Here is a 22,517-nt window from a genome sequence, read left to right on the forward strand (position 1 = left end):
ATAGATCAGGCTCCTGTTCTTTCCTTCCAATTGAAAGGAGAAACTTTTTCGTAGAGCCAGTGATATTGCCTCACCATCTGGTTTGTTCTTGTGTACTTATACCCCAGTGTTCCGATCATGATGAGAACGATAGTGTCGATGATGTAATAGTGCAGCGTGACCATTGTGCCGCCGAAAAGGGCAAAATGGATGAAGCGTACGCCGACGCCCAGCAGCAGCATGTAGAAGACAAGGATAGCGATTGGCCGCCACGTCTTGGCGCAAGCCCGTCCAGCCATCCATGCGGCCCAGCCACCCATGACGCAGGTGACCAGAATGAACAGCCAGATGGAAGGTTCTTCGTATAATATGCCCTGCATGGCGAAGTTCTCCTTGCGGCCCTTTTGAGCCGTCTTGTCTTGTCTTGTCAGTGACGCCCGCCTTCGAGATAGGCCGCCCGCACTTCCGGATTGGCCAGAAGGTCCTTGCTCGCGCCGCTCATCGTCACAATGCCGTTGACCATCACATAACCGCGATCGGCTAGCTTCAACGCACCAAAGGCATTCTGCTCGACCAGAAACACAGTCAGGCCGGTTGTCTTGTTGAGTTCCTTGATCGCCTCGAAAATATGCTTGATGATCAGGGGAGCCAGGCCAAGCGAAGGTTCATCCAGCAGCAGCAGCCGGGGCCGGGCCATTAGCGCGCGGCCAATGGCGAGCATCTGCTGCTCACCACCCGAAAGCGTTCCGCCACGTTGATTGATACGTTCCTTGAGACGCGGAAACAGGTCGAAGACCTTGCGCACGTCCTCATCGAAATATTCCAGCTTGTCGAGACTGGCACCCATCTGCAGATTTTCCTGCACGGTCATGCGCGGGAAAATCCGTCTGCCTTCAGGAGATTGTGCAATGCGCAGCCTTGCGATCTCATGCGTCGGCAACTGCGTGATATCCTTGCCATCGAACATGATGCGGCCCGAGCGCGCGCGGGGCATGCCGAAAATCGTCATCATCAGCGTTGATTTGCCTGCGCCATTGGCGCCGATCAGCGTGACGATCTCACCCGCATCCGCATGAACGGTCACACCGCTCAGCGCACGGATATTGCCATAATAGGTCTCGACATTCTCGATGCTGAGAAGAGCTTTATTCTCCGCCATTATTCAGCTCCTCCGCTCTTCTTGGGTGCCGGTTTCTTTTGGCTTGCCTTGGCCATGGCCTTGGCTTGACCAATCCAGTCTTCGCGAGCAATGCGCCCGTCAAATGCCAGATAGGCCTCGGCCGCAATAACATCCGCTTTCTTCCAGGAAGCAATCTGATCGAAGTGAAATATGCCGTGCTCATTGAGCTTGCGCTCATTAACCGGCCCAATGCCCTTGATATCGATCAATCTGTCGGCTTTCCCGCCACGTGGTGCCGCCAGCGCATTGGCTGTCGCGCCTGCCTTGATCTGTGAGGCCGAAGCCGCAGCTTTGGCAGGCGCCTTTGGTGCAGGCTTTTTTGCAGCCGCTGGTGCTGCCGCAGCGGGGGCGGCTTTCTTGGGTGCAGCGGGCCTTGTAGCGACGGGTTTTGCTGGTTCAGCTTTGGCTGGTGCAGCTTTCACTGGCGTTTTCTTCGCTGCTGGCTTGGCTTCTGAAGTTCCCGTCGCCGTGGACGCCGTTGTCCGTGCCGGCTTGGCTACAGACTGTTTTTTCGCTGCTGCGGGTTTTGCCGGGCGAGCCGGTCCCGTGGTAACGAGGCTGACAGCCGCCGCATCCGGATGGGTTTCTTCCAATTTATGAATAGCTTCGCTCGACATGAGATCGACGGCAGCAGTCAGATCGTCAACACCAGCAGCTTCTGCCTGCTCAAGCATCTCGACGATTTCTTCGTCTTCAACGCCGAGATAGGCCGCAATAACCTTTGGATCGTTCTTCACGCTATCCGGCGTGCCGTCAGAAATCTTGGTGCCATATTCGAGCACGACGACATGATCGGAAATTTCCATCACAACCGACATATCGTGCTCGATCAAAAGGATGGATGTGCCTGTCTCGTCGCGAATGTCGAGCAGAAGCTTGTTAAGCTCGGCCGATTCACGTGCATTGAGGCCAGCAGCTGGTTCATCAAGGCAAAGCAATTCCGGTTCGGTGCACATGGCACGCGCAATTTCCAGACGGCGCTGCGCACCATAGGGAAGATCGCCAGCAGGATCATCGGCTCGATCCACAAGATTGATCTTTTCCAGCCAGAACCTGGCTTTCTCAATCGCGTCAGCCGCGGCCTTTTTGTAGGTCGGAAAGCCGAGCAACCCGAGTATCGTATAGCCCGATGACAGCATCAAAGGATTGTGCTGGGCAACGAGCAGATTCTCCAGAACAGTCAGGCCGGAAAACAGCCGGATATTCTGGAAAGTACGCGCCACTTTCGCCTTCTTGGTGATGACAAAATCCGCCATGCGTTCAAGCAGATATTCCTCACCATTCTGGCGGGTCATGGTCAACATGCCTTCAGTCGGCTTGTAGAAGCCGGTGATGCAGTTGAAGACCGTTGTCTTGCCTGCTCCGTTGGGGCCGATCAGTGCGGTGATGGCACCGCGCTTTGCCTCGAAGTTCAGATCGTTGATGGCGATCAGACCACCAAACTTCATTGACAGACGCTCTACACGCAAAATTGCGTTGTTATTTTTTTGCACTTCCGAAACCATCAGCCGTGCCCTTCTTTGGTGAATTCGCTCGATACCAGTTTTCGTTTGTGCAAGAATGCACTTGGTTCACGGTTCCCCACAAAACCTCGCGGCTTCCACACCATGACCACAATCATGGCCAAACCGAACAACAGCATGCGGTAGAGCTCCGGCGTAAAATCATTGCCGAAAATGTGCTTGAGGAATTCAAGCTCGCGCAATAGTTCCGTACCGCCGATCATGACAGCAGCAGCAATCGCAATACCGACGAGCGAACCCATGCCGCCCAGAACCACAATCGCCAGAATAATTGCAGATTCAAGGAAGACGAAACTTTCCGGGCTGACAAAGCCCTGACGTGCGGCGAAGAACGATCCGGCAAAACCGCCGAACATTGCGCCTGTGGCAAAGGCCGTCAGCTTGGTGGTCGTGGTATTGATACCGAGCGAGCGGCAGGCGATTTCGTCCTCGCGCAAAGCTTCCCATGCGCGACCGATCGGCATGCGGCGCAGGCGTATGGTCACCCAGGCCGTCAAAAGTGCCAGAAGCAGGATCAGGTAATAGAGGAATATTTTGTAATAGACGCCGGAATTGGGCAGGCCGAGCAAATTGGCGAAGCCGCCGGGTCCGGGCGTGAACGGAATGCCGAACAATGTTGCCTTAGCGATACCGGAAATACCGAATGTGCCCTTGGTAACGACGGTCCAGTTGATCAGCACAAGGCGAATGATTTCACCGAAGGCCAGGGTCACGATGGCAAGATAGTCGCCGCGCAGGCGTAGGACCGGAAAGCCCAGCACGATACCCCACAATGCAGCGAAGATACCTGCCATGGGCAAGAGAAGCCAGAATGACAGACCAAAATGCGACGACAGCAACGCGTAGGAATACGCCCCGACCGCATAGAAGGCGACATAGCCAAGATCCAGCAGCCCGGCCAGTCCGATAACAATGTTCAGACCCCATGCCAGCATGACATAGATGAGAATCTGGATACCGAAATTGTCGACATATTTGAGCGAGCCCTGCAGTCCGCCCATCATCGAGCCATTATAGAGCGCAAGCGTTCCGATCACCAAAAATGGATAGACAAACAGCAGCGCAAGACCGATTTTGGGAAAGCTCTTGCGAAAGGCAGACTGTTCTTTTGCCTCTTTTGCCGCAACGGTTCGCTTGCTCAGCGCGCGTGCTGCATTCCAGGGCGTGACATATGCCGTCAGCAGAAACCGGCCGACACCAGCAACCAGAACAAATATCGCAAGCAGGCCCCAACGCTGGTTTAGCACAAGCTCATTGCGAATATTCTGATCCGTGCGAAAGCCGACAATGAGAAGGAACAATCCCAAGGCAAGGGCGGCAGCGACCAGCCCTTCTTTCACCGCTTTGGCGAAATTAGATTCCGGGTTAGACGTTTGTACATCGGCCATATGCTTAAACCTTTTCGACTTCGGGCCGGCCGAGAATGCCCGACGGCAGGAAGATCAGAACGATCGCCAGGATCGAGAATGCCGCAACATCCTTGTAGTCGATAGAAAAATAGGCCGACCAGAGAGCCTCAATCAGGCCAATCAGCAGTCCGCCGATCACCGCGCCCGGCAAAGAGCCGATACCGCCAAGAACAGCCGCCGTGAAAGCCTTTACACCGGGCGTAAAGCCGTCCGTGAAGGAAATAACGCCATAGAACATCAGGTATAGCGTACCAGCGACAGCTGCGAGCATCGCGCCCATCACGAATGTCATGGAAATTGTTTTATCAACGTCAATGCCAAGCAAGGCGGCCATCTTGCGGTCCTGCTCACAGGAGCGCTGGGCTCTGCCTAACGTCGTCTTGTTAACGAGGTACCAGAAGGCAACCAGAAGGATTGCGGTAACAATGATGATCACCATCTGCTTGTAAGCAATGCTGATATCGGTACCAGGAATTATAATGCCGCCATTGACCAGCGGTGGAATTGGCTTGTTGCGAGGGCCCTGTGTAACCTGCACAAAATTGGACAGCGCAATCGACATGCCGATAGCGGTGATCAATGGTGCCAGCCGGAATGAACCGCGCAAGGGCCGATAAGCTAATCGCTCGATTGTCCAGCTCCAAAGGCCGGTCAATAGCATGGCGACAAGCATCATCAATAACAGCGCCAGCACAACCGGAACGCCACCGATAAATGTTGTTAATGCAAGAAAAACAATCATCGCCATAAAGGCGCCAAGCATGAATACATCGCCATGGGCGAAATTAATCATACCGATGATCCCATAGACCATCGTGTAACCAATGGCGATCAGGCCGTAAATTGAACCAAGCGTCAACCCATTGATCGATTGCTGGATGAAATACTCCATTGCAACGATACCCCTCGTTTTATTGGGAAGTTTCTTGTCCGGTTTTTTTATCCGGTTACTGTTGCCCCAACATTATTACACCTAGCGCGTGCAATACAGAAAGCAAATGCTTTTTTGCGACCCGCCACACACTTTATATTTGCTGGCACAGATTCTCCAGAATTTTGCACCAAATTTGCCCCAATCCTTGGCGTTTTTTACAGCGTATCCGTCCATTTTAGCAGAAATCACCACCTGAGCCATAATTTTGCAATGCAGCGAAAAGCGTTACTTCACCACAAAACCGTGGGCAAACGGGTCCCGGTCATCTATAAAAATTGTATTGTAGCCGGTCATGCGCGCCCATCCCGCCACGGACGGAACAATCGCTGGCTTTTCTCCCACTGTCACCGCCTCTTCAACCCGCCCATGAAACAATGAGCCTATGATCGATTCGTGCACAAAATCATCGCCCGGCTTGAGTTTTCCCTTGGCCGCAAGCTGCGCCATGCGCGCTGATGTGCCCGTGCCGCAGGGTGAGCGATCAATCGCTTTGTCGCCGTAAAAAACAGCATTCCGCGCATGAGCCTCCGGATGAATCGGGGCTCCGGTCCACAGGATGTGGCTGAGTGTATTGATCCCGGGATTCTGCGGATGAACGAATGTGTAACGCTCATTCAAGCGCTCCCGCAACACAGGACTCCACCCGATCAGATCCAGCGCCCTGTAATCAGCCATATCCCTATAATTGGCCTGAGGTTCTACGATGGCGTAAAAGTTTCCTCCATAAGCCACATCGACAAGGAGCGTCCCCAGATCCGGACACTCGACTTCCAAACCCTCCTCATAAAGGAAGGCAGGTACGTTGGTGATTCGCACGCTCGTTACATATTGCCCCTCTTGTGTATATTCGGCGACGACAAGACCAGCGGGCGTGTCCAGCCGCAAAATACCCGGCACTTTTGGAGTAACCAGTCCATGCTCGATCGCCATGGTCACGGTCCCGATCGTTCCGTGACCGCACATGGGAAGGCATCCGGATGTTTCGATAAACAGGATAGCGATATCGCAATCATCCCGTGTTGGAGGATAGAGTATCGAGCCCGACATCATGTCGTGTCCGCGAGGCTCAAACATCAAACCGGTTCTGATCCAGTCAAATTCGCTGAGAAAATGCGCGCGCTTTTCCATCATTGATGCGCCCGTCAGGTTTGGGCCACCGCCAGCCACCAGCCGAACTGGATTTCCGCAAGTATGGCCATCTATACAGAAGAATGAATGACGTGCCATCTGAGCTAACTCCTGAAGCGTTTGGGACTGTAAGGGTCAATCGATATAGAGGAAGCATGACCACCAATCAGATCGCTGATCAGCCGGGCTGTTACCCCAGATTGGGTAAGTCCGAGATGGCCATGCCCAAAAGCGTAGAGAACATTATCCGTCAATCGGGAAGTACCTATAACAGGAAGTGAATCTGGCGTCGAAGGCCGGTATCCCATCCATTGACGCCCACCCTTTGATTGCAATCCCGGCATGAATTGCTCAGCTTTACTCAACATGATTTCAGCGCGCTTGTAATTGGGTGGCAATTTCAAGCCGCCCAGCTCCACAGCACCACCAACACGCACACCTGTTTCCAGCGGAGTAACCACAAACCCATGCCCGGAAAAGATCAATTGCCGTTTCAGATCGAAGGCGCCAACGGGCAGCGTCGTATTGTACCCACGCTCCGTTTCCAGCGGAATCCGATCACCAAGATTTTGGGCCAGATGATGTGACCAGGCTCCTGCAGCAACCACGATCTTGGCAGCATTGATTGTGCGCCCATCGGCAAAATGCGCAATTGCGCCCTGCTCTCCTGCACTTATTGAGGCAACTTCCCCTTGGTAAAAAATCGCACCATTCCGCTGCGCATAATTCCACAAACCTTCACCGACATGTTTTGGGTCGCTGACGGTCTTCCACCCAGGCACAAACGTTCCGGCGATGAACCGGGGGGAAAGGCCCGGCTGACACTCTCGCAACTGACTGCCCCGCAAATGCTCAAAGGCAATCCCGGCAGCGCGTCTCGCATTCCATCCGGATAACGACGCATTCAGTTCATCTTCACTCTCGTAAAGCTCCAATGAACCATCTTCACGGACCATCCGGCCGAGACCGGCGCGCTGCATCAGCCCGAGCATTTCAGGCTCAGCGAGACGCATCATCGCCCCTTGCGCCCGTACTGTATGCTCAAGCATGTCGGCGCTGCTGGCCCGCCAGAATCGATACAACCAGGGCAAAAGTTTTGGGAGGTATGACGGGCGGATAGTAAATGGACCAAGCGGGTCCATAAGCCAGCCAGGGACTTTTGCAAGCACGCCCTTCGAGGCCATCGGCAATATATCCGAAAAAGCCAAAGCTCCGGCATTGCCGGAGCTTGTTCCTTCGCAGATACCCTGACGGTCGACGACGAGTACTTTGCGGCCACTCTCTGCAAGAATAGCTGCTGCCGCTACACCGACAATACCGGCGCCGATAATCAGAATATCGATATTGTCTCTTGGCATGATCAATAAAGTGACACGAAACTCAAAGCGACGGCAACGCTGGACGTGAAGCTATTGCATCTCTCACTGTCTTTTCAACGGATGCTCGGCGTTCTCCGCGCAGAGGTTGACGCGGCAAGCGTACACGATCATTCGTTCCGATCTCCAGCACTTCTGCCAGCTTGATATTCTGCACAAGATAGGTTGAAACATCGAGATCCAGAAGCGGGCGGAACCAACGGTAGATTTCCAGCGCCTCAGCGTAACGCCCCGCGAGCACAAGCTTGTAGATGGCTACTGTTTCTTTCGGGAAAGCTGTTACGAGACCTGCAACCCAGCCAACAGCACCGGCAGTCAATGCCTCAAAAGCGAGATTATCGACACCCGTGAACAGATCGAAACGTGTGCCGAACTCATTGATAATGTCCGTCGTGCGGCGAATATCATCTGATGACTCTTTGATCGCAACAAAATGATCATCCGAAGCAAGCTCGGACAAGATCGCGCTGGTAACGTCGACGCGGTAGGCGATACGATTTGAATAAATCATCACTGGAAGATCGCCCGCAGCCGCAACGGCTTTCAATGTGGTGACCGTCTCTTCCGGGTCGGTATGATAGATGGGGCTTGGAACAAGCATCAACCCGTCTGCACCTGCCTTGGCAGCGCGTTTTGCAAGAGCTGCCCCGTCGCGGGTGGCCGCCTCATTGATTGTGAGCAGAACCGGCTTACCCTTGGCTACACCTTGCGCTATTTTCAGAACTTCAAGTTTTTCATCATGGCTAAGCATAGGGCCTTCGCCAAGCGAACCGGCAACAATCAGACCATCGCAGCCAGCCTCCATCAACAGGGAGAAGCAACGTTCCATTTCGCCGTGATCAAGCCTATCATCATCGGTGAATTTGCTGGTAACTGCGGGAAGAACACCTGACCACATGATCATACTCCTTGTTGATATATCAGAAATATATCTGTAGGATGCGTTACTGTCAATCGTTTCATTGAAAGATCCTTGCACATGTTTCAAACCACTGCACATACACCCGTCCAATCAGGTGAAAGCCTCGCAGAACTGGCGTACCGGCAGATTGAAGAAATGATCGTTACGCTCAGCCTTGAGCCCGGCGCTATCGTCAATGAACGTGCGCTAACCGATATAACGGGAATGGGGCGCACACCTGTTCGGGAAGCGGTGCAGAAGCTTGCATGGGAAGGGTTGATGGAAATCAGACCCCGCTCAGGGATAGCGATTGCCGAACTGAATCCGCAGGATTTTTCCAAAGTTCTCGATGCCCGTGAAGGGATAGAACGCGTGTTGGCACGCGGTGCAGCGCAATTTGGTGCGCAGTTGCATCACCGCAGGTTAAGAGAAGCCTCCGATGCGATGAGCAAAGCGGTGAGTTCGGAGGATGTTGCCGGGTTTTTGACAGCCGATAAGACGTTCGACACTGTATTGGGTCAGGCCGCTGGAAATCCATTTGCAGCCCGCCTTGCCTCGCCCTTGCAAACCCATAGCCGGCGTTTCTGGTTTCGCCTGCAACGACCCGGCGGACTGCAACAGTCAGTCGCAGCGCATAAAGCGCTGATTGAAGCGATCATCAACCGCAATCCGGAACGTGCCGAAGATGCGGCAAGCAAGCTGATCGAACATCTCAGGGTACTTGCACCATAAAAAAAGCCGCCGGCAAAATTGCAGGCGGCTTGATACTATTCCAGCAGAACAGCTTAATTCATTGTTGGAATAACAAATTCCGCGCCATCCTTGACGCCCGAAGGCCAACGAGATGTGACCGTCTTTGTCTTGGTATAGAACCGGAATGCGTCCGGACCATGCTGGTTCAAATCACCAAAGCCTGAACCTTTCCAGCCACCGAATGTATAATAGGCAATTGGAACCGGGATCGGCACATTAATACCGACCATGCCGACTTGCACACGTGATGCAAAATCACGCGCCGCATCGCCATCGCGGGTGAAGATAGCGACGCCATTGCCATATTCATGCTCGTTAGGCAGACGAAGTGCATCTTCGTAAGTGTCGGCGCGGACAATACCGAGCACCGGCCCAAAGATTTCCTCCTTGTAGATGCGCATGTCAGGCGTCACATTGTCGAAGAGGCAGCCACCCATATAGTAGCCATTTTCATAACCCTGCATCTTGAAGCCGCGCCCATCAACGACGAGGTTCGCGCCTTCTTTCACGCCAAGATCAACATAGCCCTGGATACGCTCAAGCGCCTGTTTCGTTACAACTGGACCGTAATCTGCCGTCAGGTCAGTAGACGGCCCGACCTTCAGAGCCTCAACGCGTGGAATAAGCTTTGCAACGAGACGGTCTGCTGTTTCCTTGCCCACTGGAACCGCAACCGAAATCGCCATGCAGCGCTCGCCAGCCGAGCCATAACCTGCACCGATCAGCGCATCCACTGTCTGATCCATATCAGCATCGGGCATGATGATCATATGGTTCTTGGCACCGCCGAAGCACTGTGCACGCTTACCATTTGCCGTGGCACGGCTGTAAATATATTGAGCAATCGGCGTGGATCCGACAAAGCCAACTGCTTTGATGTCCGGGTCGTCGAGCAGCGTGTCCACGGCTTCCTTGTCGCCATTGACAACGTTGAAAATGCCTGCGGGCAATCCAGCTTCGATAAAGAGTTCTGCAAGACGCATCGGCACGCCGGGATCACGCTCTGAAGGCTTCAGGACGAATGCGTTACCCGAGACAATGGCGGGGCCAGCTTTCCACAGCGGGATCATCGCCGGGAAGTTGAAGGGTGTTATGCCTGCAACGACGCCAAGCGGCTGACGCATTGAATATACATCAATGCCCGTGCCTGCACTGTCGGAAAATTCGCCCTTGAGCATGTGAGCCGCACCCAGGCAAACTTCAACAACTTCCAGACCGCGCTGGATATCGCCTTTGGCATCAGGGATGGTCTTGCCATGTTCGCGGGCAAGGAGTTCAGCCAATGAGTCGTATTCCGCTTCAACAAGTTCAAGAAACTTGCGCATGACACGAACGCGGCGCTGCGGATTGGTTGCTGCCCATGCAGGCTGAGCTGCTTTGGCGTTTTCCACGGCTGCGCGTACTTCGGCCGGAGTGGCCAGTGCAACCGTTCCCTGAATTGTACCATCCATGGGCTGAAAAATTTCGGTCGTGCGACCGCTTGTGCCAGCGACATGCTTGCCACCGATAAAATGTCCAACTTCGCGCATTGCGAGCAACCTCCCTTTGATGATCTTCGTATGCGGCATAATAGGCGCTTCAAAATGTTAAATGCAAGACGTGCAAAAGCGCATCCGTTGTGCAAAAAACAATGTAAGATACATTAGGAGGTGGTTGATGAACTGGGATGATGTCCGCATTTTCCTGAGCGTAGCACGTTCAGGCCAGATACTCGGCGCAGCGAAAAGGCTGGGCGTCAACCACGCGACGGTAGCAAGGCGACTAACGGCTCTGGAGACAGCGCTCAACACCAAGCTGCTGACCAGACGCACAAATGGTTGCGAACTGACGCGCGCGGGAGAAGAGTTTCTTCTTTCAGGCGAGCGTATGGAAGCGGAAATGCTGGCTGCGCGCTCTTCCCTCGGAGATGCTGACGTGGCCATATCCGGTTCAGTTCGCATCGGCGCGCCGGACGGATTTGGCGTAACTTTCCTGGCACCGCGGCTTGCCCGGCTAACGGCGAATTATCCGGATCTCAAGATTCAGCTTGTTCCGGTTCCACGCTCTTTCTCACTGTCACGGCGGGAAGCCGATATTGCAATTACCGTGGACCGTCCCGACCAGGGTCGTCTGGTCGCAAGAAAACTCGTCGATTACAGTCTGTGCCTCTATGCCAGCCGCGCTTATCTAGCCGCCCATCCCGAACCCCAATCAATCGAAGAACTACCCCAGCACCGACTGGTCGGCTATGTCGATGATCTGGTGATCAGCCAGTCACTGAATTATGCGCCGGAAATTACCCGCGAATGGCACCCTGGTTTTGAGATATCGAGTGCTTTGGGTCAGGTCGAAGCGGTCAAGGCTGGCGCTGGGATCGGCATTCTTCATACTTTTATCGCGCGCGAGCATGAGGAACTGGTAGCCATTATGCCAGAACGAAAAATCCGCCGCTCCTATTGGCTTTCCTATCACGAGTCAGTGCGTACGCTTCGCCGCATAACCGCAGTATCAGGTTTTATTTCCGATCTGGTTCACAGTGAAGCGAGCCGCTTTTCCTGATCTATTCTGAACTCAAGGCAACCGCCGGCTGTAGCTTGGAGGCGTTTCTGGCCGGCAGATAACCAAAGACCAGACCCGTGAGAAACGAACAGGCAAAGGCCAGCGCAACTGGCCCAACGGTGAAGCTGATGGGCGCGCCCATCAGCTTTGCCAGAACTCCTGTGCCAAGGCCCGCCACAACGCCAATGGCTCCGCCTACCGCCGAAACGACCAGCGCCTCTATGATGAACTGCAGCAGAATATCGCGCTGTCGCGCGCCCGTAGCCATACGCACCCCAATCTCGCGCGTCCGCTCACTGACGCTGACGAGCATGATGTTCATCACGCCAATTCCGCCTACCAGAAGCGAAATGGCCGCCACGGCGCCAAGAAACAATTTCAACGTATTCGAAGTCTCTGTCACAGCCTCACGAATTGAAGCCATATTGGTAATTTGCGTGTCCTGCCTTTTTGTGACGCTCATCCAGCAATTGCTGGATAGTCGTTTGCGTGGCATCTATAAGCGAGCCGTCTTTAACCTGCACAGTAATAGAGCGCACATTCCGTTGGCCGAATAGCCGCGTGCTACCCGTCGTCAGCGGCACGATAATCGTATCATCCTGATCATTTCCGCCCGGCCCTGCTCCCATTTCACTCATGACACCAATGATCTGGAAAGGGATTTTGCTGACGAGGACATATTTTCCAAGCGGGCTTTCACCGTCCGGAAAGAGCGTCTTGGCGACCGTTTGGCCAAGTACGGCCACCGGCGCATAATTGGTCATATCCTGTTGATTGATGAACTCCCCCGCTCCGACTTTCCATGATTTGGCATCGGTAAATTGCGGAACTGTCCCATTGGCTGACGTCTGATAATCAACATTCCCATAACGAACAGTCACTGTACTGGTCATTTCAGGAACGGCGAATGACACATTTGGAACGTCCAGAATTGCATCGGCATCGGCCGGAACCAGCGTTACAATGCTGCCGCCCTGCCCCCCGCGAAAATTCGCCATGTTCGGTCGCACAACCAGCAGGTTTGAACCCATTGATGAAATGCGGTCCAGAACCGAGTTTTGGGCCCCCGTGCCAATCGCCAGCATTGCCACCACTGAGCCGACTCCGATCACAATGCCCAGCAGGGTGAGAATTGTGCGAAACAGATTTGCGCGCAAAGCGCGAACCGCCATCTTGATTGCTTCGGATACGTCTGCGATCGCGGCAACCCCATCAACCGCCTTCTGCTTCAAACCAAAAGCCGCTTCAGGATTGCTGCGTCCTTTTTTGGTACGATCAGAGACGACGTGCCCGTCACGCAGTTCGATTAAACGATCCGCCTGCTCGGCCACTTCTCGCGAATGGGTAATAACAATAATCGTGTGGCCGCTCTCGTTCATTTTTCGCAACAGCGCCATGACTTCTTCACCACTTTGGCTATCCAAAGCGCCGGTTGGCTCATCTGCCAGAATGATCCTCCCGCCATTCATCAAAGCCCGTGCAATCGAAACGCGCTGCTGCTGTCCACCGGACAGTTGGTTCGGCCTGTGATCCAACCGATCACCCAGGTTGAGTGTGTTCAGCAGCGCTTCCGCCCTATCGTGCCGGTCTTGTGCCGAAGCACCGGCATAGACTGCGGGCACCTCAACGTTTTCTTGCGCACTGGCAGTGGGAATCAAATTATAGCTTTGGAAAACGAAGCCAAAGGTTCGTCGCCGCAATCCGGCCAGTTCATCTGGCTCAAACCCCGAAACACTCTCTCCATCCAGCTGATAACTGCCACTGGTCGGCTGATCCAAACAGCCCAGAATATTCATCAGCGTTGATTTGCCCGACCCGGACTGCCCGATAATGGCAACGAACTCACCCGCCTCTATATCGAGTGAGATGCCATGCAGAACCTCGACTGAAAGGTCGCCATTATAGTAGGTTTTGCTGATGTCCTTGAGCGATATGAGCGCTGCCATATCTAGAACATCCGTGGCATGCGTTGGCCGCGCTGCGAGCGATTGCCGGAACCGTTTGCGGCATTGGTGGAATCGCTTGCCTGACCGACAACAACAAGATCGCCTTCCTTCAGGCCGCTCTTGATCTCCACATTCACGCGATTGCGAATGCCAACTTCAACATCGCGTGTGGATGTTTTTCCGGAGGCATCAACGACGCTGACCTCGAACTGGCGTTTGTCATCCGCAGCCGCGCTGGAACCTTTTTTCGCGCGAATTGCCGAGCTCGGAACCACCAGCACATCTTTCGCCGCTGATTGCAGGAAGAAGACCTGTGCGCTCATTGAAATCATAAGGTCGCCATCAATATTGGGCACGTCGAATAGCGCATAGTAAAGCACGACGTTGTTTTCAATGTCAGGCGTAGGCTGTATCTGGCGAAGCTTGCCGGTATATCGTTTGCCCGGTTGCCCGAGCAGTGTGAAATACGCGTCCATTCCCAGCTTGAGTTTGCTGACATCAGCTTCTGAGACCTGTGCCTTGACCGTCATCGTAGAAAGATCGGCGATTGTCACAATAGTCGGCGCTGTCTGGCTGGCGTTCAGCGTCTGCCCCTCCTTGACCGGCACGGCTGCGATGGTTCCAGCCATTGGCGCATAAATCTTCGTATAGCCGAGATCGACCTGATCGCCGTCCAGGGTCGCCTGTTGCTTTCGGATTTGCGCTTCAAGCGCATTCACATCAGCCTCCGCCGTCGCCAGATCGGCAACAGCCTGATCGAGCGTCGATTGCGAGACTGAGCGGGTTGCCACCAAGTTACGCTGCCGTTCGATATTTGCCTGTTTCAGCACAAGCTGAGCCTTTTTTGACACGAGTTGCGCTTGTAGGTTGGCAAGCTCCGCCTGATCGATCTCAATCCGGTTTTGAATGGTTGCCGGATCGATCTCACCAATCAGTTCATTCTGGGTTACCTTGTCACCGATTTCGACATGCAGAGCTTTCAACTGACCAGAAACCTGCGCACCAGCATCGACTGACTTAATCGAATCCAGCGTGCCAACAGCAGTGACTGCGTTCTCGATGTCTGCTCTCACAACGGGTTGGGTGATCACAGCGGTTGTTGATGTGGAAGCACTGTAAGACGTCCATGCATAGTAACCGGCGCCTGTTGCAAGGATAGCGACAGGCAACCACAGCCAAAGACGCGAGCGCTTTTTCTTGCGTCCTGGAGGAACCGCGCCTGGGATAAACGTTACGTTCGAGTCTTCCAGCGTTGGCTTCTCATGACCGGTCACCTTGGCAATTTTAGTCATCGACCCATTCCACCTTCTTCGCAGATGAAGCACTCCACCTCGATTGATACTATCAAGAAATGGACAGGAGTGGTTCGTTCGAAAAGCTTTGAGATCATTATATTTTTGTAATGATCAAGAACGCCTATTATGAAGTGCTCAGATGAATGATGGCTGAATTACTTATTTGTAATGTTTTTACTCAAAATCCCGCGCTTAAACGCGGTGATACGGGTGACCTGAAAGTATTGTTGTGGCCCGATAAAGTTGTTCGGCGACAAGAATACGGACGATTTGGTGCGGCCAAGTCATGGCACCAAGCGCGAGAACAAGGTCCGCACGCTCCCTCAACGCAGCATCATGACCATCCGGCCCGCCAATCGCCAACAGCAGCTGCCGTTTCCCCTCATCGCGAAATTTGGCGATGCTGGATGCAAATACATCAGACGCCATGGTTTTTCCGCGTTCGTCGAGAAGCACCAACACACCACCAGCATCAAGAGCTTTCAATAACTGAGCAGACTCTTCCTGTTTTCGCAGGTCTGCCTGCTGCGCACGGCTTTCCACTATTTCCGTCACAGACGAAAATTCGAGGCCCAATGAAGCGCCTGTCTTTTTGAACCGGTCGAGATAGCGGTCCGCCAGCTCACGTTCCGGACCGGACTTCATGCGGCCCACGGCAAACACACTGATACGCATGATACTCCAGTCCGGCAGACCTAAAACTGCTCAACCGGACCTTTCGCCGGCTAAAAAAACACCAGAGCTATTCGGCGCTAGTGTACGGTTTCACCGTCAAGTTCCGGAGCCTGCCACATCTTTTCGATGTTGTAGAACTCCCGCACTTCGGGGCGGAAAATATGGATGATGATATCGCCCGTGTCGATCAGCACCCAATCACCGCTGGTAAGACCTTCAACCTTGGCATTATTGCCATATCCGTTCTCTTTCAGAGTCCGAAGGAGCTGATCCGCAACCGCCGTGACATGGCGATGCGAACGTCCGGACGCAATGACCATATGGTCAGCGATGACAGATTTGCCGCGAAGGTCGATGGGGACAATTTGTTCAGCCTTGGAGTCATCGAGACTATCAAGCACTGATTTGAGGGCGCGAGCGACGGTATTGATACCGCTGATCTCTGCCGTTGAAGGAGCCAAAGCTTCCTTCTTTTGAATTGCTGTTCTCAGTGTAATTCCTTTCCCTTTAAGAACAACGCGCCGCAGCTACTAAACTCACTGCACACGTATAAGATAGGCAGAGTCGCATGGCAGTTTCAAGACGTCATCTTGATCTAACCCGCAACAGGTTCTTTTAGCCGCCTGTTTTCATATTCCCATTGCGTATTTCAGTGGATGAAAGCAATGACCTTGGCCCATGAATGAACGTCCACGCCGGCGCTTGAGCTCGCGCGAGAATGGGCGCATCATCCTCGTCGATACGGGCGTAATCAAATGTCTTGGCCATGCGCGACGACAGAAATGCCAGCGTTGATCCGGGGCGATCAATAACGGCAATCGGAAATGTCGTGGCAATTTGCTGCCATCGCTGCCAATGATGAAAGTCCGCCAGACTATCCGCACCCATTATCCATACGAAATGCACGCCGGGATTCCGCAGTTTTATCAAAGCCAGCGTATCCGCCGTGTAACGAATGTGGTGAGCCGCTTCAAATGCCGTGACCTTCACCCGGGGATCATGAATCAACGCTTCACATTTTTCCAGGCGATCGGAGAGCGGCGCTAGTTCCCGCTTGTCCTTCAGGGGATTTCCCGGCGTGACAATCCACCAGAGCTGATCGAGTTTGAGCCTGCGCATCGCGATTTCTGCGACAAGCGCGTGACCCGCATGCGGGGGATTGAACGATCCACCGAACAAGCCGACAGCCATACCCTTTTCAACAAATGGCATACGCAGATGCGCATCGCTAATGCCGGGGATACTCGCCGGTGTAAATATCACGGACGTATCTGACCCGTGCCGCGGACGAGATATTTGAATGAAGTCAGTTGTTCAACTCCAACAGGACCCCGCGCATGCATCTTGCCGGTGGCGATACCGATTTCTGCACCCATGCCGAACTCACCGCCATCGGCAAATTGCGTCGATGCATTGTGCAACAGAATCGCTGAGTCGATTTCATTGAAGAACCGCTCCACGACACTTTCATCTTCGGCGATGACCGCTTCCGTGTGATGCGATGAATAGCGATTTATATGATCCAGCGCACCCTCAATACCATCGACCAGTTTCACGGAAATGATCGCATCCAGATATTCAGTTGACCAATCCGCTTCCGTCGCAACTTTCGCTTTGCCGTAAAGCTTGGTCACCTGCTCGTCTCCGCGAATTTCGCAGCCCGCTTCAACAAGATCATTCAATAGCGGCGTGAGATAAGTCGGTGCAATGAGCCGGTCGACCAGAAGCGTCTCCGCGGATCCGCAAACGCCTGTCCGGCGCATTTTAGCATTCACAACAATCTTGCGCGCCAGATTAAGGTCGGCCGATCCATCAATATAGACGTGGCAGAGCCCCTCCAGATGCGCAAAAACCGGAACACGTGCCTCTGCCTGCACTCTTGCAACAAGGCTCTTTCCGCCACGTGGGATGATTACGTCGAGATTGCCATCAAGTCCTTTGAGCATCTCTCCAACGGCGCTACGATCGGTTGTCGATACGAGTTGGATTGCGTCGCGTGGCAAACCCGCCAACTCCAACCCCTCTGAAAGGGCCGCATGGATCGCCCGTGAGGAATGCACTGAATCCGAGCCGCCACGCAAAATTACGGCATTGCCGGACTTTAAACACAGCGCTCCAGCATCCGCTGTAACATTCGGTCTGCTTTCATAGATGACGCCGATAACGCCGAGCGGAGTACGGACACGCTCAATATGCAAACCATTCGGGCGGTCCCACTCTGCAATAACCTGACCGACAGGATCAGCCAAGTCGGCAATGACACGGATACTGTCGGCGATACCACTGATCCGTTTGTCATCAAGCTTGAGCCGGTCAAGCAGCGCAGGCGTCATTCCCGCAGCTGCGCCATTGGTCATATCCTGCTCGTTGGCTTGAAGAATTTCCGCTTTGCGGCGTTCGATGCAATCCGCCATTGCCAAGAGCGCAGCCGTTTTGACTTCCGGCGATGCTATAGCCAATGGACGCGCGGCCGCTCGTGCCTTGCGGCCTGTCTCTGCCATCAATTCAACTATGGCTTCAGCCTCTGGAGTGTTTGCACCTGTACGTGTCAACATGTTCTACTCCTTCGCAACAGCAAGCTGTTTTGCTGCGCGCACCACCAGATCATCGCGGTGTATCATCGCTGAGCGGGCATCATAACCCAATATTTCCGCAATCTCGCTCGTCTTGCGGCCAGCAATTTTTACGGCATCTGCCGCATCATAGGCAATCAGCCCCCGTGCCGCCTCTTTGCCATCGGGCCCCACGACGGCAACAGTATCACCGCGCATGAATTGTCCGTAAACCTCGCGAACCCCTGCCGACAACAGCGATTTGCCTGATTTCAATGCCACCAGAGCCCCATCGTCGATCACCAGTCGGCCTGATGGTTCCAGATTGCCGGAAATCCATGTTTTCCAGGCATTTACCGGTGATGTGCTTGCCCGGAATAAAGTCGAGCGTTCGCCACCGTCAATGGCCGCAAGCGGGTTCAACCGCGTTCCCGAAGCGATGATCATCGCCGTGCCCGCAGCATTTGCAATCTTGCCCGCATCAAGCTTGGTTTTCATGCCGCCACGCGAATATTCAGAAGCTGCGGCTCCCGCCATGGCTTCGATATCGGGCGTAATCGCCTCAACCATTGGTATGAATTGCGCGTCAGGGTTCTGATGCGGCGGAGCCGTATAGAGCCCATCAATATCTGAAAGCAGGATCAGCAAATCTGCGCTCATCATCGTTGCAACACGCGCCGCAAGCCGGTCATTGTCGCCATAACGGATTTCCGTTGTGGCAACCGTGTCATTCTCATTGATCACAGGCACGGCCTTCAATCGTAACAATGTGCTGAGAGTCGCACGTGCATTAAGATAGCGGCGCCGCTCTTCCGTATCAGCTAGCGTAAGAAGGATTTGCCCTGCCCGTAAACTGTGACCACTCAGGACCTCGGCATAGGCCTTGGCAAGTTCGATCTGTCCGGCTGCTGCGGCGGCTTGACTTTCTTCCAGCCGCAACGCGCCTTTTGGCAAACCCAGCACATTCCGTCCAAGAGCGATGGCACCCGATGAGACGATCATCACTTCCACGCCTGAAGCGGCAAGCGCGGCAACATCCGCGCCCAGGCTTTCCAGCCACTGCCTCTTCAATCCGCTGGTCCGGTCGACAAGCAATGCCGAACCGATTTTCACAACAATACGCCGATAGTTCCGCAGCGTTGGCGAAGCGCCCGCTGCGCCATGCTCATTATCACTGCGGTGTTGTGTGGATTTCACAGACATTGCGATACTCAATATTTGTAGCGGTTATCGACCTCTACAGGCGCTTCTGATTTTCGCGATTCAAGAATAATCGCTGACAATGCCCGCAAGACTTGCTCGACGCCCTCGCGGCTGACTGAAGACAAGAGCATCGGCTCAACACCGGATGCTTTCTTCAGCGCGGCAATCTTCTTTTTGCGTGCTGCGGCGTCCAATGTATCGATTTGGCTCAAGGCAACAATTTCCAGCTTTTCCGCCAGTCCTCCGCCATAGGCTTTCAATTCATTGCGCACAGTCTTGTAGGCCTCGGCAACATTTTCTTCCTGAGCTGAGACCAGGTGCAAAAGGACACGTGTCCTCTCCACGTGACCAAGGAACCTGTCGCCGATCCCTACGCCTTCATGAGCGCCTTCGATCAAACCGGGAATATCGGCAATAACAAACTCGCGAGCGTCAACACGCGCGACCCCCAAATTGGGATGAAGCGTCGTAAATGGATAGTCAGCGATCTTGGGCTTGGCAGCCGTGACACTGGCAAGAAATGTCGACTTACCGGCATTGGGCTTTCCAAGAAGTCCGGCATCCGCAATCAATTTCAGACGAAGCCAAAGATTACGCTCCTCACCCTCTAGACCGGGATTGGCACGTCGTGGAGCCTGATTGGTCGAGGTTTTGAAATGCGCATTGCCAAAGCCGCCATTACCGCCCTTGGCCAGACGATAGCGCTGCCCCACCACCGTGAAATCGACGATCAGCGTTTCATTATCATTTTCGAAAATTTGCGTGCCGACCGGCACTTTCAAAACGACATCCGCGCCCTTGCCGCCGGTCATGTCCCGGCCCATGCCGTGCATGCCTGTCTTGGCCTTGAAATGCTGCTGATAGCGATAGTCGATCAATGTATTCAAGCCATCGACGGCTTCGGCCCATACATCGCCACCGCGACCTCCATCCCCGCCATCAGGGCCACCAAATTCCAGGAATTTTTCACGGCGAAAAGATACCGAACCGGCACCACCGTCGCCGGAGCGGATATAGACTTTCGCCTGATCGAGAAACTTCATGGAAATTCAGTCCTTTTGTGTCGCTTGCAGGCAATACAGCAATTCCAGCGAGAATAAAACTGGCCAGTTCCCGTCAGTTTGAGCATTCGGGAACCAGCGCGTTGAGTTTTTATTGTCAGCGCTGGAGGTCGAAAATACCTCCAGCACCATCTTACTTCATCCAGGGCGTTAGGAAGTCCAACTCCGAAGACCAATCCAGGTACGTCTGTCGAGCATATAGCGCTCCACTGGAACATTACCCGCATTGATGGAATCCATCATACCCGTATTCGTATACTGGAATCCGCTCTTATAGAGCACCCGGCGCGATGCAATGTTCGACACACGGCACGAAGCGTAAAGCTTTTCGACCTGCGTTGCGCGGAACACCAGATCCACCAGCGCATGAGCAGCTTCGGTCGCATACCCCTTGCCCCAATGCGGCTCACCAAGCCAGTAGCCTATTTCCAGTTCATCCTTGCCGGCGCCACGTCGATAATTGATTCCGCAACAACCAACGAAGGTTCCATTTTGAGCAAGGGTAATGGCATAGACGCATTTGCCAATCTCGCCCGCATTGGCGCGGCGCACGAAATCAACCGCATGGGCTTTCGTGTAGGGGTGCGGCATGCGTGACAGCATTTCTGCCACGCGCAGATTATCGGCAAGATTGGCAATTGCGTCCACGTCCTCAATATGAGGCGCCCGCAAGATAAGGCGGTCCGTAACGAGAACCGGACAGTCTATCAGATCCAGCCGTTCATCTTCTTCTTCAAGTATATCAGCAACCATTTTTCATTCCTCCAGATACGAAAAGGGAGACGGGTAGTGCCCCATCTCCCTTTGATCTTTTGGCGATTGCCATTTTTTCACCGGGTCCGATGGGACGCCGGTGCTTCAAGCATGACCGGCTATTCTGCTGCTTCGGCGATCGGGGTGACGATCGACACGAAGCTACGGCCGTTGGCTTTGGTACGGAAAGAAACTGTGCCTGCTTCAAGCGCAAACAGAGTATGGTCCTTACCAAGACCAACATTGACACCGGGGTGCCATTTGGTGCCGCGTTGACGAACGAGAATGTTGCCAGCAAGCACGCGCTCGCCGCCGAACTTCTTTACGCCAAGGCGCTTTGATTCTGAATCACGACCGTTGCGTGATGAACCACCAGCTTTTTTGTGTGCCATGGGATTGCTCCTTTAAACCTGTTCTTATTCGCCCGAAGCGGGCTTCTCAGCCTTGGCAGCAGCCTTCTTGGGCGCAGCTTTGGCCTTTGGGGCGGCTTTGGTCTCTGTCGCGTCAGCAGCAGCAACTTCAGCCTTTGCAGGCTTCTTGTTGGCCGGCTTTTCAGCGGCAGTCTTCGAAGGCTTGGCACCACCGGTAAGAATCTCAGCGATACGGATCGTTGTCAATTCCTGACGATGACCGCGTGTACGCTTCGAATTCTGGCGACGGCGCTTCTTGAAGGCAATAACCTTGCGTGCGCGGCCCTGTTCAACGACTTCGGCTGTGACCAGCGCGCCGCTGACTACAGGAGCGCCGATTGTTGCGTCAGCACCGACGCCAACCATCAGAACTTCTGCGAACTGTACGATATCGCCGGCATTGCCGGAAACTTTTTCGACCTTGAGTAGGTCATTGGCGGCAACGCGATACTGCTTACCACCGGTCTTGATGACTGCGAACATTTTGTGCCCTTTCGGCGTTCGGTTCGGTTTTCTGCCAGTTTCCCGGCAATAACCGTCTTTTTGTCAGTCGTGACAGATTGATCGAAAGGCACTTTTATCCATAAGAACGAAGGCACCCGAATTCAAAAACAAACGGCGCGGAGAATCCCCCACGCCAGTCGTTGGGCGCTTATAAGATCAGGAGCGAGGCGGAGTCAAGAAATTTAACGCAAAATTGCTCTTGTATCTGCGCGCTTTGCCCGCTATCTAGCGCGTCGCACGCTCAAGCCAAGCCCTTTGGGGCATCGCAGCACTAAAAATACGGGTCTTTACGTGGATCCGATATGCGGAGAGGTGGCTGAGTGGTTGAAAGCACCGCACTCGAAATGCGGCATGGGGGCAACTCCATCGGGGGTTCAAATCCCTCCCTCTCCGCCAT

At 53.9% G+C, this 22,517-nt stretch carries 21 protein-coding genes, 1 tRNA gene and 1 pseudogene; 3 read left to right on the forward strand and 20 right to left on the reverse strand.

Annotated elements, in window-relative coordinates; all coding sequences use genetic code 11:
- Positions 1 to 5: 5 nt before the first annotated feature.
- The 8 genes from QFZ34_RS11545 to QFZ34_RS11580 all read right to left on the reverse strand — a co-directional run bounded on the left by QFZ34_RS11545 (position 6) and on the right by QFZ34_RS11580 (position 8,427).
- Complete coding sequence (locus QFZ34_RS11545; RefSeq protein ID WP_307281007.1) at positions 6 to 359, reverse strand: DUF6867 family protein; 354 nt, start codon at positions 357 to 359, stop codon at positions 6 to 8.
- Between the two features lie 47 nt (positions 360 to 406).
- Positions 407 to 1,138, reverse strand: a complete 732-nt coding sequence (locus tag QFZ34_RS11550) for an ABC transporter ATP-binding protein (protein ID WP_115054293.1) — start codon at positions 1,136 to 1,138, stop codon at positions 407 to 409.
- The gene (locus QFZ34_RS11555; protein WP_307281010.1) at positions 1,138 to 2,664 is read right to left on the reverse strand and encodes an ATP-binding cassette domain-containing protein; all 1,527 of its coding nucleotides are present in this window, start codon (positions 2,662 to 2,664) and stop codon (positions 1,138 to 1,140) included. Before QFZ34_RS11555 ends, QFZ34_RS11550 begins: the two co-directional genes overlap by 1 nt.
- Positions 2,664 to 4,070: a high-affinity branched-chain amino acid ABC transporter permease LivM gene (gene livM, locus QFZ34_RS11560; RefSeq protein ID WP_307281012.1), complete on the reverse strand. Its 1,407-nt coding sequence runs from the start codon at positions 4,068 to 4,070 to the stop codon at positions 2,664 to 2,666. The genes QFZ34_RS11555 and livM overlap by 1 nt, the downstream gene beginning before the upstream one ends.
- Positions 4,071 to 4,074: 4 nt before the next feature.
- Positions 4,075 to 4,983, reverse strand: coding sequence for a branched-chain amino acid ABC transporter permease (locus tag QFZ34_RS11565; RefSeq protein ID WP_115054296.1), 909 nt, complete (start codon positions 4,981 to 4,983; stop codon positions 4,075 to 4,077).
- 267 nt (positions 4,984 to 5,250) lie between these two features.
- A complete protein-coding gene (locus QFZ34_RS11570) occupies positions 5,251 to 6,252 on the reverse strand; it encodes a 4-hydroxyproline epimerase (RefSeq protein WP_115054297.1) in 1,002 nt (333 codons plus the stop codon).
- A 5-nt stretch (positions 6,253 to 6,257) separates the two neighbouring features.
- The gene (locus tag QFZ34_RS11575) at positions 6,258 to 7,511 is read right to left on the reverse strand and encodes an NAD(P)/FAD-dependent oxidoreductase (protein ID WP_307286272.1); all 1,254 of its coding nucleotides are present in this window, start codon (positions 7,509 to 7,511) and stop codon (positions 6,258 to 6,260) included.
- Positions 7,512 to 7,533: 22 nt separating this feature from the next.
- The gene (locus tag QFZ34_RS11580; RefSeq protein WP_115054299.1) at positions 7,534 to 8,427 is read right to left on the reverse strand and encodes a dihydrodipicolinate synthase family protein; all 894 of its coding nucleotides are present in this window, start codon (positions 8,425 to 8,427) and stop codon (positions 7,534 to 7,536) included.
- A gap of 81 nt (positions 8,428 to 8,508) precedes the next feature.
- On the opposite strand from QFZ34_RS11580, the gene QFZ34_RS11585 reads away from it, so the two are divergent.
- Positions 8,509 to 9,162, forward strand: coding sequence for a GntR family transcriptional regulator (locus QFZ34_RS11585; RefSeq protein WP_307281017.1), 654 nt, complete (start codon positions 8,509 to 8,511; stop codon positions 9,160 to 9,162).
- Positions 9,163 to 9,215: 53 nt separating this feature from the next.
- On the opposite strand, the gene QFZ34_RS11590 is transcribed toward QFZ34_RS11585, so the two are convergent.
- Positions 9,216 to 10,712, reverse strand: a complete 1,497-nt coding sequence (locus QFZ34_RS11590) for a CoA-acylating methylmalonate-semialdehyde dehydrogenase (protein ID WP_115054765.1) — start codon at positions 10,710 to 10,712, stop codon at positions 9,216 to 9,218.
- A 127-nt stretch (positions 10,713 to 10,839) separates the two neighbouring features.
- On the opposite strand from QFZ34_RS11590, the gene QFZ34_RS11595 reads away from it, so the two are divergent.
- On the forward strand, positions 10,840 to 11,721 hold the full coding sequence (locus tag QFZ34_RS11595; RefSeq protein WP_307281022.1) for a LysR family transcriptional regulator: 882 nt from the start codon (positions 10,840 to 10,842) through the stop codon (positions 11,719 to 11,721).
- 1 nt (position 11,722) lies between these two features.
- Here QFZ34_RS11595 and QFZ34_RS11600 read toward each other — a convergent pair.
- The 11 genes and pseudogenes from QFZ34_RS11600 to rplU form a co-directional block, all read right to left on the reverse strand.
- A pseudogene (locus QFZ34_RS11600) lies at positions 11,723 to 13,667 on the reverse strand (MacB family efflux pump subunit).
- Between the two features lie 2 nt (positions 13,668 to 13,669).
- Complete coding sequence (macA, locus tag QFZ34_RS11605; protein WP_307281025.1) at positions 13,670 to 14,959, reverse strand: macrolide transporter subunit MacA; 1,290 nt, start codon at positions 14,957 to 14,959, stop codon at positions 13,670 to 13,672.
- Between the two features lie 195 nt (positions 14,960 to 15,154).
- Positions 15,155 to 15,637 carry a 23S rRNA (pseudouridine(1915)-N(3))-methyltransferase RlmH gene (gene rlmH / locus QFZ34_RS11610; RefSeq protein WP_307281028.1) on the reverse strand — a complete coding sequence of 161 codons (483 nt, stop codon included), beginning with the start codon at positions 15,635 to 15,637 and terminating at the stop codon, positions 15,155 to 15,157.
- A gap of 77 nt (positions 15,638 to 15,714) precedes the next feature.
- Entirely contained in the window at positions 15,715 to 16,098 is a 384-nt protein-coding gene (rsfS, locus tag QFZ34_RS11615; RefSeq protein ID WP_115054305.1) for a ribosome silencing factor, read from the reverse strand.
- A gap of 154 nt (positions 16,099 to 16,252) precedes the next feature.
- A complete protein-coding gene (locus tag QFZ34_RS11620; RefSeq protein WP_115054766.1) occupies positions 16,253 to 16,849 on the reverse strand; it encodes a nicotinate-nucleotide adenylyltransferase in 597 nt (198 codons plus the stop codon).
- Between the two features lie 47 nt (positions 16,850 to 16,896).
- Positions 16,897 to 18,192, reverse strand: coding sequence for a glutamate-5-semialdehyde dehydrogenase (locus tag QFZ34_RS11625; RefSeq protein WP_115054306.1), 1,296 nt, complete (start codon positions 18,190 to 18,192; stop codon positions 16,897 to 16,899).
- Positions 18,193 to 18,195: 3 nt separating this feature from the next.
- On the reverse strand, positions 18,196 to 19,392 hold the full coding sequence (gene proB / locus QFZ34_RS11630; protein WP_307281033.1) for a glutamate 5-kinase: 1,197 nt from the start codon (positions 19,390 to 19,392) through the stop codon (positions 18,196 to 18,198).
- An 8-nt stretch (positions 19,393 to 19,400) separates the two neighbouring features.
- Positions 19,401 to 20,435 (reverse strand): GTPase ObgE, encoded by a 1,035-nt coding sequence (gene obgE, locus QFZ34_RS11635; protein WP_115054307.1) that lies wholly within the window; start codon positions 20,433 to 20,435, stop codon positions 19,401 to 19,403.
- Positions 20,436 to 20,603: 168 nt separating this feature from the next.
- A complete protein-coding gene (locus QFZ34_RS11640; protein WP_115054308.1) occupies positions 20,604 to 21,206 on the reverse strand; it encodes a GNAT family N-acetyltransferase in 603 nt (200 codons plus the stop codon).
- Positions 21,207 to 21,325: 119 nt separating this feature from the next.
- Positions 21,326 to 21,598, reverse strand: a complete 273-nt coding sequence (gene rpmA / locus QFZ34_RS11645; RefSeq protein ID WP_115054309.1) for a 50S ribosomal protein L27 — start codon at positions 21,596 to 21,598, stop codon at positions 21,326 to 21,328.
- A 24-nt stretch (positions 21,599 to 21,622) separates the two neighbouring features.
- Complete coding sequence (gene rplU / locus QFZ34_RS11650; RefSeq protein WP_008121909.1) at positions 21,623 to 22,099, reverse strand: 50S ribosomal protein L21; 477 nt, start codon at positions 22,097 to 22,099, stop codon at positions 21,623 to 21,625.
- Positions 22,100 to 22,426: 327 nt separating this feature from the next.
- Here rplU and QFZ34_RS11655 point away from each other — a divergent pair.
- Positions 22,427 to 22,516: transfer RNA gene (locus QFZ34_RS11655), tRNA-Ser, on the forward strand.
- The last annotated feature ends 1 nt before the right edge of the window (position 22,517 follow it).

Origin of the sequence: Phyllobacterium ifriqiyense, assembly GCF_030817885.1 — a bacterium.
GTDB lineage: Bacteria > Pseudomonadota > Alphaproteobacteria > Rhizobiales > Rhizobiaceae > Phyllobacterium > Phyllobacterium ifriqiyense.